Origin of the sequence: Xenophilus arseniciresistens, from assembly GCF_028023875.1 — a bacterium.
GTDB lineage: Bacteria > Pseudomonadota > Gammaproteobacteria > Burkholderiales > Burkholderiaceae_C > Xenophilus > Xenophilus arseniciresistens.
The window spans coordinates 861,763-879,127 of record NZ_JAQIPB010000001.1; the positions used below are offsets into that span (position 1 = coordinate 861,763).

Consider the following 17,365-nt stretch of genomic DNA (forward strand, 5'->3'; position numbering starts at 1 on the left):
GCGCTTGCTGCAACTGCTGGCGCGCTGACGCTTGCCCCTTGAAGACGGGCGCTTCAGCTGGAAAGCGGAATGGGCTGCCCGACCCCCTTGGGGCAGGCCGGGGCTGCAGGTGCCTCGCCGGTCGCCTGAGGCACGACCGCGGCAGGCACGGCCACAGGTGCAGGTGCAGGTGCAGGTGCAGGTGCAGGTGCAGGTGCAGGTGCAGAGTCAACCACGGCCATCTGCTTACGCGTCTGGCGGGCCATGTGAATCCAGTCGACCACCTCGGCATGAGGACGGTAGCCCGGCACCAACTGCTTCAGCAGCGCCTTGCCTGCCCCCACGTCGCCCGCAGCCATCAGGCGCTGCAACTCTTCCAGCAGGGGCCACAGCTGCGCGGAGGCAAGGCAGGGCTCCTGCGCCATGCGGATGCGCGGATGCGGCGTGGAAAGGGCGTTGTCTTCGATCAACAACTCTTCGTACAGCTTCTCGCCGGGGCGCAGACCAGTGACCTGCAGCTCGATGTCGCCATGGGGGTTGTCGTCATCGCGCACGCTGCGGCCCGACAACTCCACCATCCGACGCGCCAAGTCGATGATCCGCACGGGCTCGCCCATGTCGAGCACGAACACCTCGCCCCCGTTGGCCATCGCGCCCGCCTGGATCACCAGCTGAGCGGCTTCGGGGATCGTCATGAAGTAGCGGGTGATGTCTTCGTGCGTGAGCGTGATGGGGCCGCCAGCGGCGATCTGGCGCTGGAACAGCGGCACCACCGAACCGCTGGAGCCCAGCACATTGCCAAAGCGCACCATGGAAAAGCAGGTGGCCGACGGCTCTTGCGCCAGGCCCTGCAGCACCATCTCGGCCAGCCGCTTGCTGGCACCCATGATGTTGGTGGGCCGCACGGCCTTGTCCGTGCTGACGAGCACGAAGCGCCCCACGCCGCAGGCCCGCGCCATGCGCGCCGTGATGAAGGTGCCCAGCACGTTGTTGCGCAAGCCCTGTGCGGGGTTGTGCTCCACCAGCGGCACATGCTTGTAGGCCGCGGCGTGATAGACCGTGTCCGGGCGAAAGGCCTGCATGATGGCCTGCATGCGCGGCTCGTCGCAGACCGAAGCCAGCAGCGGCACCACCTTGAGCCCCGCGACGGCCTTCTCCAGCTCGCCATGGATGGCATACAGCGCGAACTCGCTCCATTCGACCAGCAGCAGCATGCGCGGCCGCTGTTGCGCGATCTGGCGGCACAGCTCGCTGCCAATGGAGCCGCCCGCGCCCGTCACCAGCACCACCTTGCCGCTCAGGTTGCGATGCAGCAGGTCAGCCACCGGAGGGACCGTGTCCCGGCCCAGAAGGTCCTCGATCCGCACTTCGTTGAGGTCATTGACCTGCACCTTGCCGCTGGCCAACTGGTCGAGGCCAGGCAGCATGCGCACATGCAGATGCAGCGGCAGCAGTGCATTCAAGATCTCGGCACGCCGCGCGTGGGAGGCCGACGGCATGGCCAGCAGGATGTCGGTCACGCCCTGCGCACGGGCATTGGCCAGCAGCCATTCGGGCGTGCGCACCCGCAGGCCGTCCATCAAGGCATCCTGCAATTGCCGGTCGTCATCGACGAAACCGCGCACGACCATGTCGTGCCCGTGGTTGAGCGCTGCCGCCAGCTGGCGGCCGGCCTGCCCGGCCCCGTAGATGTAGACCTGGGGCAGCGAATGCCGATTGCGAACGTAGGTGTAGGTGCCACCCAGCCAATGGCGCGCCAATGCGCGCGAGCCACTGATCATCACGAACAACAGCAGCGGCACCATGACGCCGATGGAGCGCGGCACCCCAGGAATGCCGATGCCCGTGACCACGATGCAGTACACCAGGCCAAACAGGAAGCAGGCGCGCACGATGGCGAGCGCCGACGCGCCGCTGGCATAGCGAAAGATGGCGCGGTAGAGGCCAAAGGCCACGAACAGGGGCAAGGCCAGCAGCGGCGCCGCCACCATCGCCCGCCAGTGCGCCAGATGCCAGGAATGCCAGACTTCCAGCCGCAGGCTGATCGCCAGCCACACGCAGAAGACGCAGAGCACGGTATCGACCGTCACCGCGAGCAGCCGCTTGGCTGGCCTGGGCAGCATCAGCAACCGGTCTGCCGACTTGTTGATCATGGAGCGTCCTGTCTTGGAGTTTTCTTCAGCGCGCCTGCGCCATCAGGCGGGCATGCCCGCCTGCACGGCGACCTGCTCGATGGCGGCCTGGGTCTTGCGAATCTCTTCGTCCGTCAGCGTGGGATGCACCAGGAACATCAGGCTCGTCTGGCCCAGCTCCTGCGCAGCCGCCAACGGCTGAGCGGGCCGCCAGGACGTGCCGTCGAAGGCCTTCTCAAGATACACCTCTGAGCAGCTGCCCTGGTAACAAGGTACGCCGAGGGCCTGGATGGCGTCTGCGATGCGGTCGCGGGACCAGCCCGGTGCCAGCAGCTGCGGCTGCACATACACGTAGCACTTGTAGTGCGCATGCTCCGAGCCCGAGGGCGGTTCGGGCACGCGGAAGATGGGGAAAGCGCGGCAGGTCGACCAGATCGCTTCTGCATTCGCGGTGCGCCGTGCACGCCAGTCGGCCATGCGCCGCAGCTGGATGCGGCCGATGACGGCCTGCATCTCGAGCATGCGCCAGTTGGTGCCGAAGCTCTCGTGCAGCCAGCGAAAGCCCGGCGGATGCTGGCGTTCATACACCGCCGCATAGCTCTTGCCGTGGTCTTTGAACTCCCACATGGCGCGCCACAACGATGTGTCGTTCGTGGTCACCATGCCGCCTTCGCCGCCCGTGGTCATGATCTTGTCCTGACAGAACGACCAGGCGCCGACATGGCCAATGGAGCCCACGGAACGCCCCTTGTACCGCGCGCCATGTGCCTGTGCGCAGTCTTCGATCACCTTGAAGCCATGCTCGGCCGCCAGCGCCATGATGGGGTCCATGTCGCAGGGCCAACCCGCCAGGTGCACGCAGATCACGGCACGCGTGCGCGGCGTGAGCACCCGCGCGATGGTGGCCGCGGAGACGTTGCCGCTGTCGGGCTCCACGTCGGCAAAGACCGGCGTTGCGCCTGCGTTCACCACGCACGACACGCTGGCAATGAAGGTGCGCGGCGTGACCACGACTTCGTCGCCGGGGCCGATGCCCATGGCCTTGAGCGCCACGTCCAGGGCAAGGGTGCCATTGGCCAAGGCCACCGCATGCGCAGTGCCAGCCCACGCCGCGAACTCCTTTTCGAACTCGCGGCACTCCTGGCCCGTCCAGTAGTTGACCTTGTTCGACAGCAGCACCTGCTGCACGGCATCGGCTTCTTCCAGCGTGAAGCTGGGCCACACAGAGAACTTGGTATTCAGCAAAACAATCAACCTTTGGTTTTCATAGGACGTGCAGGGTTGCCCACCACGGTGGCACCTGCCGGCACGCTGCGGGTGACGACTGCCCCCATCCCCACGACCGCGCCGCGGCCGATCACGAGCGGCTTGCCCGGGACACCCTGCTTGATGACAGCCCCCGCGCCCACATAAGCATGGTCTTCGATGACGACATTTCCATTGCATTTGACGCCTGGTGCGAAAGTGACGAAGTCACCAATGACGCAGTCGTGCTCTACGTAGCTGTAGAGGTTGGCGTGGAAGTGACGGCCAATGCGTATGTTGGATGTGAGCGTGACGAAAGGACTCAGGGCAGCGCCTTCACCCAGCACGACATCGTCCATGCGCACCACGTTCTCGGCACTCACCGTCCACGCGTGCACGCCATCTGCGGCAAGGCGCAGTGCCAGTTGTTCCCGCACCTTGCTGTTGGCAATGGCCAGCACTGCGTGGCGTTCGCTCGCCGGCGTCTGGAGGAACTCTTCATAACGCAATGCGCGCTGGCCGTTCACGTTTGGCGCGGTGGCTGCATCGTCAACGAAGACGAGTCGTTCAACAGGCACGCCTGCGCGCATGAGCTGAGCCCGCGCCAGCGGCATCACGCCGCGGCCGCACCCGCTGGCGCCGTAGACGGCAAACAAGGGCGTACTCATTGCTTGGGCTCCACGCGCGCTCCGGTGAATCGCGGCATCGTCGCCTCTCCGGCCGCGCTGATGCCGTCACGCACCAGCACCTTGCGCACCGTCAGCCACAGGATCTTGATGTCCAGCCACAGCGTGCGGTTGTCGACATACCAGACATCAAGCTTGAACTTCTCTTCCCAGCTTAGCGTATTGCGCCCATTGATCTGAGCCCATCCGGTAATGCCAGGTCGTACTTCATGACGTCTAGCTTGCTCATCGGAATAAAGAGGAAGGTAGTCCATTAATAACGGCCGGGGGCCGACCAAACTCATGTCGCCCCTGATCACGTTCCAGAGCTCGGGCAACTCATCTAAACTGGTGCTTCTCAGAAAATCGCCCAACGGCGTGATGCGTTGCCCATCAAGCAAGGGCGCCCCCCCAATTGAAGAGGCGTTTGCCATCGTTCGAAATTTTAATATTCGAAAAGGCGCACCTCCCATGCCGGATCTCGTTTGCACAAAAAAAACCGGAGAACCCATTTTTACAAAGATCAAAAGCGAAATAATAAGCAATGGAAAAAATAAAATAAGAATTGCAATAAAAGCCAAAAACAAATCCACTCCTCGCTTCATTGCACTAGGCACCGAAAAATAATCATCACTCATAAGATAAGTCCTGCATCAAAACGAATCGAAATTTCTGCCCGAATATCAAATAAATCCTACAACAATAAAAAATAGCATAATTATCTTTTCTGACCTTCTTCTTCTAAATGAAAAACAATCGCTCAGCAGCCGTATTTTCCCAATGATACCCCCCCTTCTTATTGCCTCCACTATCCTTTTCTGCGAAGAATTCAACTCACAAAGCTCCGCAACATTTAGAACATTTTCGCGATACCAGCCCGAACGCAGCAACCGCAGCCTCTTCACGTATGACTTAAAGCCTAAGGCACCGTAAACATTAGAGTTATGCTGCCGATAATCTATGTAATAGGACGGATCAATTGCCCATACACATCCACGCGAGCGGGTTATCGCATAAATTGCCCAGTCGTGCGATACAGCGGCCAGATTCACCCTATGTGTCGAAGAATCATTTATCACGTTGCGCACATACTTAATTGACCTCGCACTTAGGCCATAGGTGCATCCCGCACTCGCTCCCTGAAATAAAAAATCATTGGTTGTTTGCGGGAAATCTTTACGCAGAATACGAGGAGACTGGCTGTCAGACACACATCTCAAATTTGACGCATAACAATCAGCCCCCTCTTTTCTCATGAGCTCTATTGCAGCGGAAATTTTTTCTGGGTACCAATAGTCATCTTGGTCGGCCAGAAAAAAATAATCTACATTGATATCCGCGCATTCTTTTATAATTTCAAAAAAGTTACCAGCTGCTGTTCCTGTTGCTCGCCCTCGGTTTGGAAGGACATGAAGTCGGGATTCGTGGCCAAGACTATTAAGCACATCTCGTGTGCCGTCGCTGGAGCAATCATCCCGCAAAAACAAATTTATTTCCACTTTTGTTTGGGCAAGAATCGAACTGACCTGCTCCTCCAACCACTTTTCCCCATTGAAAGACGCAAGCAAAACCGCGACTTTATACATGTAGATGCCGCCCTAGTTAAGCCGAAACGCCATCAAAAAAAAGAAAACAACAACCTGTGACATTAACATAAAGAAAAAAATTGAGGTTTTCGCGTACACCAAAAAAGCGGGGCGTAGAAGGATTGGGGCCAAGAATATATAGTATTTGGCGTTGCTGTACGTTGGCAAAATAAATACTATAGAGCAAATAGTGGTGAGGGCAACAATAGCATCAGTGAGGATGATATTTACTTCATTTAGCTCATACGAATTCTTTTTCTCTTCCATACGAAGAGAATTTAAATATTCTCTCAGCCGAATAATTCCAAAGAAAATTGCGAACCCGAATACTATATAAAGAGGGATAATTTTCACAAAGGCAGGTGTCATGAAGATCGCCGTCATGAAAGTAATAGCAGGGCGTAAAATCAGCGGATATTTTCCGACCAGATCGCTCCCCGCCAAGGATTCCTCAATGGCTGAGGCTTTATTCTCGAGCGCAGATAGTGAGCCCGCCGCACTCAAAAATGCTAAACCCAAAATACCCGCGACACATATTTGTAAAACAGCAACTATGACTGTAAATTTTAGCGATTTCTTCCTTAAAAAATAACGATAGATCGGCGTTAACAACACATAGGATAGAACAACAATTCCGTTGCCAAAGTCAATCGCACAAACCGCTACGGCTATAAGACCCATTATCAAATAGGACCGACTTACCAGTACCAACAGTAAACTCAGTACCAATGTCCATTGCTCATATGACAAAACACCGAGGTAATATGTCATTCCTGGAAGCAAAATACTACCGCCAAGAACTATTGCAGGATGAGCAGGTGCTGGTCGTATCTTTTGTTTTCGATGAAAACAAATTGCAATTATCAAGGGGATCGACACAAAAAGCGTCAATATGATTCGCCTAAGCACTTGGGGCAGCGGCTCGCTACACGTCAGAAATTCAATATCAGACCAAAATGAAAATGCACCACCTTGAATGGAACAATTAGAACTCAAATTGATCCCGTCAAGCATACTTTGCAGCCAGTAGTACGGGTCTATCCAAGATTTTTCCGAAAAAATCAAATAAGGGGCGCGAGCGGAAAAATCTGGCTCGTCACCAAACGGATACAAAATGCGACCGACTACAACAATAACCGTGTACGCGGCCACCGCACTCAGGCCAAAGCTAGACAATTTCATCTTCAATTTGGAGCCGCCAGAGAGCTGTATAAACTCGCATAGCGCTGTGCGTTACTTCCTATATCGAATTTCGCGAAGGCCACGTCTATTGCGCGGCGGCGAACTCCTGGCTCAAGTAACGAAATAACAGCATCCCTAGTCAATTCCGAGAAACTCTCTGGATCATAGGCGAGGCCTACTCGGTGCTCACGAACTATCCCTGCAGCTCCTCCACAATGCTTATTTACTAGAATTGGGACTCCCGCCCCCAAATACTCCGCGGTCTTTATGGCCATAACCACACTCGACAGCCTATGTTCTAACACCCCAGTAGGTCGGAAGTATGAAAGAACTCCGAAATCAGCCTCTCGAAGTTCGGCAGCCAACTCCTTGGCTGAATGAGTCCGTACCACCCTAAAACTTCCTAAGCCCAATGGCTTAAAGATGGGCTCCAACGCGGCATGATCTGACATCGTGATAATCTTCAGATCAATTTTCAAACCCAATTTGAGCAAATACTCAATTAAACGCCGAAGTTCATCAGGTGGGTGCCAGCTGTTACTGTCAAGTGTTCCCAAATAGACAACAGAAACGCGCTCAACATATGTCTCCGTGCGGACTGCCGCCGAAGACAGTAAGCGCACTGGGGCGCTTAGATATATGGTTTCAACTCTACGAGCTGCCTGGGAGATGAAATACTCTTTCATTCCTTCCGACACAGCGACAACAGCGTCGGCCGCCCCTAGGAGGTAGCTTTCGAGTGCGCGGAAGAAGCGATAATTTCTGCTGCTCGACTCCCATCCTTTACGCAAGGCTAACTCGTCAATCCAAAGCCCTCTTGCATCAAACAATATCCTGTACCGAGCAGAAGTCGCTTCACGCAATCGCAATGCTGCAAAAGTCGCATGATAGGAGCGGCAATGGATGACGTCTGGATCGAAACGATCCACAAGCTGACGCAACCTCAAATTTGCGCCAATATGATTAAATTTAAAAGTCCATCTATTAGGAAAAATCAGGGGCTGAGCACAGTAGATTGGGATCTGCTCGTACTCAATGTTTGCGAGCCGTTCGCGCACATTTTTAAGCTCATGTGTGTATTGGCCTCTTTCTCTAACGTGGCCGCTATGAATAAGCGGCACCGCAGCGACAAACTTTCCCGTTGCCCCAGTTAGCGCAATGTTTGCTTTGAATTGATTCAAGGCCTGCGAACCGTAGGCGCCAGAAGTCCGAGGCGTTTCGCCCCACGTTAAATAAAGGATTTTCATTACGCTGAACGATTTTTAGATTCTTGTAGAACTTCAGAAACCGTGAGTTGCCGCAAGAAACCTGGGAACTCGAAGAGTGTGCGCCCAAACTTCAATAGAATAATTACTAGGACAGCGATCCAAAAAATCACATCCGCCTTGGCGCTGAGCTGCTGTCCGTGAACCGCATAGACAACACTGGCAATTAGCATTGCCGCCCCCACTACATACATCCGAAAACGTCCTTGGACTGGGCGCCATGCCACGCCAGCAGCCTCAGTACGCAACACAAAAAATAGGAAATAAGTCACTGCTGAGCTAATGGCTGCTCCAACGACACCATAACTAGGTATTAGCCACGCGGCAAAGATGAGATTCACTAGCAACGCGACCAGTACCGCCCATAGAGCATAGCTTGTTTTCCTTGCGACATTGACACCCGTGACCGTCGCTTCTGAAAGCAGATAAAAAAGCGGCGGTAGCATGCAGCAAGCAAGCAAATATTTAACATCTCGATATTCACTAGGGAGGACAAGTTCGATTATCCAAGAGAATAGGCCAGTCCCCACCCACGCTAACGCAACAGCAATGCATACGTAATTGATCAGCTTGTCAACATATTGAAGATTTCTGTGCTCAGCTGTCCATCTGTAAATTACGGGAGCCCAAATGGTCGCAAAGATCATCTGCAACAAGGTGCCGAGCCCTGCGAAGTTCATGGCCATTGCATAAACTCCAAGAGCGTTTAGATCAGCTGTAAACCTCAACGCAATCGTATTTATCGCCGTTAAGCCCCAGTAAGCGAAACCTGCTCCAACCAATGGCATCCCATATTGGACATACTTCACCTGATCTCGCCTAGAAATATCTTCATTCCATAGACCAATCCATTGCTTTTTGCTCCACCACGCGGACATCACCGCTGAGGCGCCTAGCGACACCAAGCTGGCGATCATCAAATGCAAAAAGTCGTGCCCAATGTCTAGAAATATCAAGATCGCAATAACTGCCAGCAGCAAAAATTTTGCCAATATTTGACTAATAGAGAATGCGAACCCCCGCTCCGACATTCTCAGGATCAGCGAAAAGTATCTTGAGATAACCGTAAGCGCAATACTCAGCGCGCTGAGATAAATATAAATTGAGCGTTCTTTGTCATAAAAAATTATCGAGAGACTTGAAGCAAAAAATACAGCAAGAACCACTAGAACTACCAGAGCGTACAAACTGGGTTCTATACAACTTTTCAAGAGTTTTTTTTGGTCAGGCGTATCGTGAAACTCTCTAATATAGGCTTGATCAAGCCCAAACAGAATTGCGACGAGCGAGAATCCGACCAGCACTTGGTAGATATTAAAGCGCCCGATATCAGACGATGAGAAGTGCCAAGAAAGCATGGGCAATGTTGCCAGGGATAGAAGACCCCCAACGATAGGCCCCAGCGCAAATCCCAAAATAGTTCTTAAATTCATTTAATGATGATGATCGGTTTCCAGAGATATTTTTCTCCATCTCTCATAGCACGACTTCCAACTAGCTTTATCCCGAATAAAGTCAAGAGCCTTATTTTCTTCTTCTGCCTTTGATTCCCTCCATTTGTGCTGCGCGATAGCCCTAACACACTCTTGCACTGAACCAACCGAGTAAATTCGCGCGCCTGCTTTTACTAAGTCCTGATAAGGTAACCAACTGCCTGCGTACACAGTTCCGCCAGCGTAGAGGACCTCGAGCATTGAGCCACTTAGCTGATCCGACGGTTGAATATTAACGAGGATGTCGGCGCTATAACGGAGTTTTGCCGTATCGGGGAAATTTAGAAATTTGTCGAGAATTGAATAGTTGTCAAGTCCCTTCAAAGTCGTCAATTCCCTTATTTTTTTATCTATTCCTGTGTTCCCATACCCCACCGCAAAAACCAAGTGAAATCGATTTCTTTCTACCGGAGCCAAGCACGAAAACTCAGCTATAAATTCTAGCTGTCTTTGCAACGGATTCCCGTTATATCCCACCATTATAATTAATTTATTCTTAGGGAAATCAAAAAAACTCAACGCTTGATCCCGACTGAAGGTTTGATTTTTCATTAAGTCAATTTCATCTAGTACGGGCAACCCGAAGTTTGCGACCCTTATTTTTGAAGAGAATTTATTGCCGTATTTTCTCTCAAAAAATTCAATGGATCGTTGATTGGTAAATACTATTTTATTTGCGGCTCTATATATTCTTTTCTGGAAATTTGATTTTATTGAATTGGTACGGTATAGATCGCTTCCCCATATAACTGCAACAATTTTTTTTGATATTCTTTCTATTTCTAGCAAATTCCAAGCCAATCGATACGCGACGAAATGAATAAAGGTGCAGTCATATTCTTTATCTTTAATTAGTTTAGCCGTCTTATTTATATATTGATATGACTTTAAAATCTCAACTGCCTTCTTTATTTTCGAATGGATAACACTCGAGCTGTTCAAATTCTCTACAACCCAGAACCTATCCACACCTTGGACTGGCGCGGCAACTGTAAGAGACAGAATATCAACGCTATGCCCGTCGGTAATGAATTGACGGGCAAAATCCTTCACGAAAATTGAGTCAGCAGAGCCGATTATTAGAACTTTCATTAATTCTCATTCCTAGTAACCATTGGAACAGCTAGCCAACCACAGATTCTTTCAATGCATTAGCTACGAATAGCTGATCTTCAAAATTCATATATGGATGCATCGGAAGACTTAGTACACGATTAGATAGAGCATCGCCAACCGGAAGCAGGGAATTACCATCTGAAACCGCGGGCTGTTTGTTAAGTGGGATCGGATAGTGCACAGCCGTCGGAACGCCGAGGGACTGCAACCTCTCCTGCACTTTATCACGCTCGTCAGTTTGAATCGTGTACTGTGCCCACGCACTGACATTATCAGAATTTATTTTTGGGAGCGAAAATGGCAAGGTCTTGAGAAGATTTTCGTATTGATTCGCTACTTGCTGCCGTGCTCTAACCTCTTGATCAAGTACTAACAACTTTGGAAGCAGAATGGCTGCTTGCAGAGTATCTAGCCGACTGTTTACTCCTATGCGGACGTGGTGGTAGCGGCGATCTTGCCCATGGCGGGCGATTTGATTCATCGCCTTCGCGAGGGAATTATCGTTTGTGAAAATCGCTCCGCCATCGCCGTAGCACCCCAGTGGTTTACTTGGAAAAAAACTGGTGCAGGCAATGGTGGTTAGGTTGCAGCTCTTGCGGCCCCTGTAAGTAGCACCAAAACTCTGTGCCGCATCTTCAATGACAGGTAGGCCATTTTTTTGCGCGATGGTGTTGATGACGTCATAATCGGCGCACTGGCCGTACAAGCTAACAGGAATAATGGCCTTGGTTTTAGGCGTAATGGCAGCCTGCAGCAGCGCGGGATCCAGATTGCAGGTCCGAGCGTCCACATCCACATATACAGGTTTAGCACCCAGCAGCGCGACGGTCTCGGCGGTGGCAATATAGGTAAAGCCGGGCGTAATAACTTCATCGCCGGGCCCGACGCCCAAGGCCATCAATGCAATCTGCAACGCATCGGTGCCATTTGCGACACTGATGCAGTGTGCGGCTCCCGTATAGATGGCCAGCTTTTCCTCCAGCTCTGTCACTTCCGGGCCCAGAATAAATTTTCCGTGAGCCAGCACGCGCGCAATGCCAGCATCGATGGCGGCCTTGAGTTCTTGGTATTGCGCCTTGAGATCGATAAATTCCATTTTTCAGGGCCTTCTTTCCATCTTTTCAACTCGGCCATCCGTCAACACGTAGCGCGTGGCCGTATGCTGACAGTTGGCTTCACCCGAGCCATTTACCGGTAAATCAAGTTGCTCACCAAACTCGCTCATCCACCCAATGTGGCGGGCGGGCACCCCCACCATTAGCGCATAGTCCAGCACGTCTTTATTGACCACAGCGCCAGCTCCCACAAAAGCGTAGCGGCCTATGGTGTTGCCGCACACGATGGTGCAATTGGCACCCAGTGTTGCACCTTGCCGAATCAAGGTGCGGCGGTACTCGTTCTTGCGGGCGACAGCTGATCGCGGGTTATAGACGTTGGTGAATACCATGCTCGGGCCGCAGAACACGTCATCTTCCAGCGTTACGGCGTCGTACACGCTCACGTTGTTTTGGATCTTGACGTTGTTGCCAATTTCCACGTCATTGCCCACATAAACGTTCTGACCCAAAGAGCAGCCCTTGCCAATGCGCGCCTGGGGACTGACGTGCACCCAATGCCAGATGCGTGTGCCTTCGCCAATTTGTGCGCCTTCGTCAATGATGGCGCTGGGGTGTGCGGTGTAACTCATGCTGGTACGGTCATGCAGGTTGCTGCCGTTCATGCTAGGCGCTGCACATACGGGTGGACTTCACCCGCTTCGCCGCGCACCACGCGCGCAGTGCGGATGACGTTGACGGTTTCCACTGCATGGCGCGCAGCCTGCAGCCCGTAGCCACGGCCTGCCAGCACCTCCTGGTAGCTGACGGTGTGCAGGTCGGTGAAGCCTTCGGAGAACTCCAATTGCTCGCCGCTGATGTCGATGCTCCGGAAGGTAGGCTTTTTGCCTTTCACCTCGTCAGGCAGGTCATTGGCGTCGATCGAAAGGAACCAGCGCACTCGGGCACGTTCGTATTCCAGATAGCCGGCGGCCTTGGTTTCGCCGCTGTAGTGAACGGCGTTTTTCTGCAGTTGGCCAAACACGAAGTGCAGCATGTCGTAAAAGTGCACGCCGATATTGGTGGCCACGCCGAAAGACTGGCGCGGGTCACCCTTCCAGCTTTCTGCGTACCACTTGCCGCGAGAGGTGATGTAGGTCAGCTCCACATCGAATTTGGTGTCTGCCGGTGCGGCGGCAACCTTGTCACGCAGCTTCAGGATGGCGTCATGATGGCGCAGCTGCAGGATATTGAATACGCGCCGGCCGGTTTCTTCCTCTACCCGCGCCAGTTCGTCCAACAGTTCGGGCGTCGGCACCAGAGGCTTTTCACAGATGACGTCTGCGCCCAAGCGCAGCCCCGCAGCAATGTGCGGGTGATGCAGATAGTTAGGCGAACACACGCTCACGTAGTGCAATGCCGTGGCCGGGTCGCGGCGCAGGCATTGCGCATGCTCATAAAAACGCTCGAACTCAGTGAAAAACTCGCTTTGCGGTGAGATGCTGTCAATGATGCCCACGGAATCGTTGACATCGTAGGCAACGGCCAGATGATTGCCCGTGTCTTTGATGGCCCGCATGTGGCGGGGAGCGATGTAGCCAGCGGCTCCGATCAATGCGAAATTCTTCATTTGCTTTTTTTGCGCCCGAGGCTTAAAGACGGAAAACGGTGAAGCCGGCTGCTGCGGCTGCATGGCGGTTAAAAAGGCTCTTGACGTCAGCCAGAACCGGCTTGTTGCCACGGCACAGGGCGCGCAATTCTTCAGGCGACAGCTGTCGATATTCGTTATGGCCCACAGCCACCACAATGGCATCCACAGGGTGCTCTTCATCTACCACACCGAGGCGCAACCCGTATTCGTGCTCGACTTCTTCTGCATCTGCCCAGGGGTCTGCTACTACCACTTGCGCGCCCCACGCCTTGAATTCGTTCACCAGGTCCGCAACCTTGCTGTTGCGAATGTCGGGGCAGTTTTCCTTGAAGGTAATTCCCAGCACGCCAACGCGGCAACGCGGCACGTCCATGCCATTGCGCAGCATGTGCTTGATGGTGTTGCGCGCCACGTAACGCGCCATGTTGTCATTGATGCGGCGGCCCGCAAGAATGACCTGCGGGTGGTAGCCCACCTCTTCGGCCTTGTGCGTGAGGTAGTACGGGTCGACGCCAATACAGTGCCCGCCAACCAAACCTGGCCTGAACGGCAGGAAGTTCCACTTGCTTCCAGCGGCTTCCAGCACGTCTAGCGTGTCAATGCCCAGCCGGTCAAAGATCACGGACAGCTCGTTGACCAAGGCGATATTCAGGTCGCGTTGGGTGTTTTCAATGACTTTTGCCGCTTCGGCAACCTTGATGCTGCTGGCCTTGTAGGTGCCGGCAGTGATGATCGAAGCATAGAGCTGGTCGACCAGCTTTGCGATTTCTTCTGTAGAACCGCTCGTGATCTTCTTGATTTTTGTCAGCGTATTGACTTTATCACCGGGGTTAATTCTTTCGGGACTGTAGCCGCAGAAAAAATCCTTGTTGAATTTTTTACCGCTTATTTTTTCAAGAATTGGTACGCATACCTCTTCCGTAGCGCCGGGGAATACGGTCGACTCGTAAACAACAATTGCGCCCTCAGGCAATACCTTTCCGATGGTTTCACTAGCCCTAATGAGAGGATTTAGGTCGGGACGATTGGCACTATCAACAGGAGTCGGTACGGTAACAATGAAAATGTTGCAGGAGGCAAGCTCTTCAACATTGAAGCTATATTTTAAATGTGTAGCTTCTTTCAATTCTTCAGCCGAGACTTCCAGCGTGTGATCACGACCCGACATCAACTCTTCAATTCTTTGACAATTTATATCAAATCCAATAACTTTTTGTTTTTTGCCAAACTCAACAGCCAAAGGCAGGCCAACATAGCCCAAGCCAATTACAGCAATTTTTAAAGAAGCAACATTCATAAACTTAATTTGATGCAAGTTTACATTTCTGAATACTAGGCAAGCCTTGGAAAATTCGCAGGATCGTTGTCATGTAAAACGGTTTAACGGTGTCTGACATAAATCTGGCTGGCTGTATTCACTGCTTGAGACGACGGAAGAATCAAGCTGACCACGCGGTTCCACTTGACCAGCGGCACGGGATCTACATAGACGACGTCGTGCGGCTGCAAATTGAACTGGCCGGCCACCGCCATGGCGGCGGGGTTCTTCGCATCCAGGTGAAAGATCGCCGGACTGCCGGTCTTCGCGCCTTCCCGAATCACATAGATCTGCCCTGCATGAGCGGTGGCGCCTGCGGGGCCCCCGGTTTCGCCCAAGGCTTCGCTAAGGCTCAAGTGCCCGTCGCTGCGCATGGGTAGGGCTAGTGGGGCAAGCACCTCGCCCATAACGAAGACCTTGCTGTCTTCGCGATGGGCCACCCGCACGGTGTCGCCGTTGTGCAACGGGATGGCATTGGCATCGTGGCCGGTATCACGCAGGCGGGTCAGATTGATGGGAATAGAGCGACCTTCGCGGATGAGCGTGACTGCCGAGCGATTGCCATTGGCGGTCATGCCTCCGGCACGACTGATGGCCTCGTTGAGCGTCATGGGCACATCGGTGATGATCTGTTGGCCCGGAGTCCGCACTTCGCCTTCGACATGCACACGGCGGCTGCGAAAAGACTGGATCCGCACCGTCACTTGCGGATCGCGGACTTGGGCTGCGATTCGGTTGCGTATGAGGTCGGAGGCCTCTGCTTCAGTCAAGCCCTGTACACGGACCCGGCCCACATATGGAAAGGCAATTTCGCCCTTCGAGTTAACAATGAAGCCGGGGGCCACCTGCACACCGGTGGGGTCAACAGACTGCGAGATCACGGCCCCGGAATTGGGCAGCAGCTCCGGATGGTCGTAGACGATCACGCCCAGCACGTCGCCGGGTCCGATGGTGTAGGGCATGGGCTGACCGAACAGGGTCTGCACTTCCGGGGGGATGCCCTGCGGCGCCTGCTGCGCCAGGGTGCGCACCAGGGCCAGCGAGATCGGCGTGATGCGGCCTTCGGGGGCTTCATCCGCCAGGTAGTCGAATTGCGTGGGCAGCGATTGATCGGCATAGGGGCTGACGTTCCCCATTCCCGGCACGATCGACGAACACCCAGCCATGGCAACGGCCATGCACAGCAACAAGCTTCTGCTCAACACATTGGTCCTCTTACTTTTTGTCATACTCCTCCCAGCTTGAAATGAGCCACCCATATTTTCAGATGTATGAAGTCAAACGAATTAACTTGCAAAATTCACAAAAAATAACAATAACTACACCCGATCACAGGTCAGCCCTAGTTGACAGGATTGTGGATGATTGTCGATCAAAGCGGAACGCACAATCGCGTGGCAGTGACATTTGGCTATGAGCCACAGTGGTGCGTAAATTCGTGAGGCATCCCGCAAACAGGGGATGCGAAAAGGCTTTTTCTGTGCTTGTTTGGTTCAGCCCGGGAGCGGCGCCCAGGCTTTGCGAACAATGCGGTGTATGGCCCAGCCGATGAGCAGGCCCATGCCATCGGCCCACAAATCAGCCCACTCCGCCATGCGCGCAGGCGTGAAGGATTGCAGGACTTCGATGACAGCGCCGTAGGCCAAGAGCCCGATCATCAGGATCAGTGCTGTCCGCCATCCACCCGGAAAGGCGCACAAGCCCAGAAAGGCCAGCGTTGCAAAGCCCAAGGCATGGTTGCTCTTGTCCCAGCCGGTGGTGGGCAGTGCGGGCGAAGGTGGCATCAGGCTGAGCACCAGCACGCCCAGCAAGGCCGCAGCGAACAGCGCACGCCAGAAGCGGGGGGTGCGCCACAGCCGGGCCAGGCCGGCAACAGAGGAGGGATGCGCAGGCACCGGGCGGCTCACAGCCGCACCGGGATGCCGCGCGCGGCCATGCGCGCCTTGGCTTCACCCACGGTGTGATCACCGTAGTGGAAGATGCTGGCGGCCAGCACGGCATCGGCGCCGCCCTGCTGCACGCCGTCGGCGAGGTGGTCGAGGTTGCCGACGCCACCCGATGCGATGACGGGCACGCTCACGGCCTCGCTCACGGCGCGGGTGAGCTCCAGGTCGAAGCCACTCTTGGTGCCGTCGCGGTCCATGCTGGTCAGAAGGATCTCGCCGGCGCCGCGGCGCGCCATCTCGGCAGCCCATTGCACGGCGTCCAGCCCGGTGTTCTTGCGGCCGCCGTGGCTGTACACGTCCCAGCCCGGGCCACGCGTGGCGGCTTCTTCGGGGCTGCGGCGCTTGGCGTCGATGGCCACCACGATGCACTGCGCGCCGTACTTGCGCGACGCGTCCTCGATCACCTGGGGGTTGGCGATGGCGGCGGAGTTGAAGCTGGTCTTGTCGGCGCCCGCGTTGAGCAGGCGGCGCACGTCGTCGACCGTGCGCACGCCGCCACCCACCGTGAGCGGAATGAAGACCTGCGAAGCCACGGCTTCGATGATGGGCAGGATCAGGTCTCGGCCGTCGCTGGTGGCCGTGATGTCGAGGAAGGTGAGTTCGTCGGCGCCCTGCGCGTTGTAGCGGGCTGCAATCTCCACGGGGTCGCCGGCATCGCGCAGCTCGACGAAGTTGACACCCTTGACCACACGGCCGCCGGTCACGTCGAGGCAGGGAATGATGCGTTTGGCAAGCATGGAAGAAGCAGCGTAG

At 54.6% G+C, this 17,365-nt stretch carries 16 protein-coding genes; all 16 read right to left on the reverse strand.

Features of this window, described 5'->3' with window-relative positions; genetic code table 11:
- Positions 1-53: 53 nt before the first annotated feature.
- The 16 genes from PGB34_RS03825 to hisF all read right to left on the reverse strand — a co-directional run bounded on the left by PGB34_RS03825 (position 54) and on the right by hisF (position 17,349).
- Positions 54-2,132 carry a polysaccharide biosynthesis protein gene (locus tag PGB34_RS03825; protein ID WP_271426735.1) on the reverse strand — a complete coding sequence of 693 codons (2,079 nt, stop codon included), beginning with the start codon at positions 2,130-2,132 and terminating at the stop codon, positions 54-56.
- Between the two features lie 42 nt (positions 2,133-2,174).
- On the reverse strand, positions 2,175-3,356 hold the full coding sequence (locus PGB34_RS03830; protein WP_271426736.1) for a DegT/DnrJ/EryC1/StrS family aminotransferase: 1,182 nt from the start codon (positions 3,354-3,356) through the stop codon (positions 2,175-2,177).
- 5 nt (positions 3,357-3,361) lie between these two features.
- Entirely contained in the window at positions 3,362-4,024 is a 663-nt protein-coding gene (locus PGB34_RS03835) for an acetyltransferase (RefSeq protein ID WP_271426737.1), read from the reverse strand.
- Complete coding sequence (locus tag PGB34_RS03840; protein ID WP_271426899.1) at positions 4,021-4,626, reverse strand: sugar transferase; 606 nt, start codon at positions 4,624-4,626, stop codon at positions 4,021-4,023. The genes PGB34_RS03835 and PGB34_RS03840 overlap by 4 nt, the downstream gene beginning before the upstream one ends.
- Positions 4,627-4,704: 78 nt before the next feature.
- Positions 4,705-5,607 (reverse strand): glycosyltransferase, encoded by a 903-nt coding sequence (locus tag PGB34_RS03845; protein WP_271426738.1) that lies wholly within the window; start codon positions 5,605-5,607, stop codon positions 4,705-4,707.
- A 12-nt stretch (positions 5,608-5,619) separates the two neighbouring features.
- Positions 5,620-6,789: a hypothetical protein gene (locus tag PGB34_RS03850; protein WP_271426739.1), complete on the reverse strand. Its 1,170-nt coding sequence runs from the start codon at positions 6,787-6,789 to the stop codon at positions 5,620-5,622.
- A gap of 2 nt (positions 6,790-6,791) precedes the next feature.
- The gene (locus PGB34_RS03855) at positions 6,792-8,036 is read right to left on the reverse strand and encodes a glycosyltransferase (RefSeq protein ID WP_271426740.1); all 1,245 of its coding nucleotides are present in this window, start codon (positions 8,034-8,036) and stop codon (positions 6,792-6,794) included.
- Entirely contained in the window at positions 8,036-9,487 is a 1,452-nt protein-coding gene (locus PGB34_RS03860; RefSeq protein WP_271426741.1) for an oligosaccharide flippase family protein, read from the reverse strand. The genes PGB34_RS03855 and PGB34_RS03860 overlap by 1 nt, the downstream gene beginning before the upstream one ends.
- On the reverse strand, positions 9,488-10,639 hold the full coding sequence (locus tag PGB34_RS03865) for a glycosyltransferase (RefSeq protein WP_271426742.1): 1,152 nt from the start codon (positions 10,637-10,639) through the stop codon (positions 9,488-9,490). It abuts the gene before it with no gap.
- A 31-nt stretch (positions 10,640-10,670) separates the two neighbouring features.
- A complete protein-coding gene (locus tag PGB34_RS03870; RefSeq protein ID WP_271426743.1) occupies positions 10,671-11,759 on the reverse strand; it encodes a DegT/DnrJ/EryC1/StrS family aminotransferase in 1,089 nt (362 codons plus the stop codon).
- Positions 11,760-11,762: 3 nt separating this feature from the next.
- The gene (locus tag PGB34_RS03875; protein WP_271426900.1) at positions 11,763-12,350 is read right to left on the reverse strand and encodes an acyltransferase; all 588 of its coding nucleotides are present in this window, start codon (positions 12,348-12,350) and stop codon (positions 11,763-11,765) included.
- 29 nt (positions 12,351-12,379) lie between these two features.
- Positions 12,380-13,327, reverse strand: a complete 948-nt coding sequence (locus PGB34_RS03880; protein ID WP_271426744.1) for a Gfo/Idh/MocA family oxidoreductase — start codon at positions 13,325-13,327, stop codon at positions 12,380-12,382.
- A 22-nt stretch (positions 13,328-13,349) separates the two neighbouring features.
- Positions 13,350-14,645 carry a Vi polysaccharide biosynthesis UDP-N-acetylglucosamine C-6 dehydrogenase TviB gene (gene tviB / locus PGB34_RS03885; protein WP_271426745.1) on the reverse strand — a complete coding sequence of 432 codons (1,296 nt, stop codon included), beginning with the start codon at positions 14,643-14,645 and terminating at the stop codon, positions 13,350-13,352.
- Between the two features lie 83 nt (positions 14,646-14,728).
- On the reverse strand, positions 14,729-15,844 hold the full coding sequence (locus PGB34_RS03890) for a polysaccharide biosynthesis/export family protein (protein WP_271426746.1): 1,116 nt from the start codon (positions 15,842-15,844) through the stop codon (positions 14,729-14,731).
- Between the two features lie 315 nt (positions 15,845-16,159).
- Complete coding sequence (locus tag PGB34_RS03895; RefSeq protein ID WP_271426747.1) at positions 16,160-16,573, reverse strand: VanZ family protein; 414 nt, start codon at positions 16,571-16,573, stop codon at positions 16,160-16,162.
- A complete protein-coding gene (hisF, locus tag PGB34_RS03900; protein WP_271426748.1) occupies positions 16,570-17,349 on the reverse strand; it encodes an imidazole glycerol phosphate synthase subunit HisF in 780 nt (259 codons plus the stop codon). Before hisF ends, PGB34_RS03895 begins: the two co-directional genes overlap by 4 nt.
- Positions 17,350-17,365 lie beyond the last annotated feature (16 nt).

Excerpts from the sequence above, each read along its gene's own strand:
- PGB34_RS03825 (WP_271426735.1), bottom strand. The coding sequence starts at position 2,132 with ATGATCAACAAGTCGGCAGACCGGTTGCTGATGCTGCCCAGGCCAGCC.
- PGB34_RS03835 (WP_271426737.1), bottom strand. The coding sequence starts at position 4,024 with ATGAGTACGCCCTTGTTTGCCGTCTACGGCGCCAGCGGGTGCGGCCGC.
- PGB34_RS03840 (WP_271426899.1), bottom strand. The coding sequence starts at position 4,626 with ATGAAGCGAGGAGTGGATTTGTTTTTGGCTTTTATTGCAATTCTTATT.
- PGB34_RS03845 (WP_271426738.1), bottom strand. The coding sequence starts at position 5,607 with ATGTATAAAGTCGCGGTTTTGCTTGCGTCTTTCAATGGGGAAAAGTGG.
- PGB34_RS03850 (WP_271426739.1), bottom strand. The coding sequence starts at position 6,789 with ATGAAATTGTCTAGCTTTGGCCTGAGTGCGGTGGCCGCGTACACGGTT.
- PGB34_RS03855 (WP_271426740.1), bottom strand. The coding sequence starts at position 8,036 with ATGAAAATCCTTTATTTAACGTGGGGCGAAACGCCTCGGACTTCTGGC.
- PGB34_RS03860 (WP_271426741.1), bottom strand. The coding sequence starts at position 9,487 with ATGAATTTAAGAACTATTTTGGGATTTGCGCTGGGGCCTATCGTTGGG.
- PGB34_RS03865 (WP_271426742.1), bottom strand. The coding sequence starts at position 10,639 with ATGAAAGTTCTAATAATCGGCTCTGCTGACTCAATTTTCGTGAAGGAT.
- PGB34_RS03870 (WP_271426743.1), bottom strand. The coding sequence starts at position 11,759 with ATGGAATTTATCGATCTCAAGGCGCAATACCAAGAACTCAAGGCCGCC.
- PGB34_RS03875 (WP_271426900.1), bottom strand. The coding sequence starts at position 12,350 with ATGAGTTACACCGCACACCCCAGCGCCATCATTGACGAAGGCGCACAA.
- PGB34_RS03880 (WP_271426744.1), bottom strand. The coding sequence starts at position 13,327 with ATGAAGAATTTCGCATTGATCGGAGCCGCTGGCTACATCGCTCCCCGC.
- tviB (WP_271426745.1), bottom strand. The coding sequence starts at position 14,645 with ATGAATGTTGCTTCTTTAAAAATTGCTGTAATTGGCTTGGGCTATGTT.
- PGB34_RS03890 (WP_271426746.1), bottom strand. The coding sequence starts at position 15,844 with ATGGCCGTTGCCATGGCTGGGTGTTCGTCGATCGTGCCGGGAATGGGG.
- hisF (WP_271426748.1), bottom strand. The coding sequence starts at position 17,349 with ATGCTTGCCAAACGCATCATTCCCTGCCTCGACGTGACCGGCGGCCGT.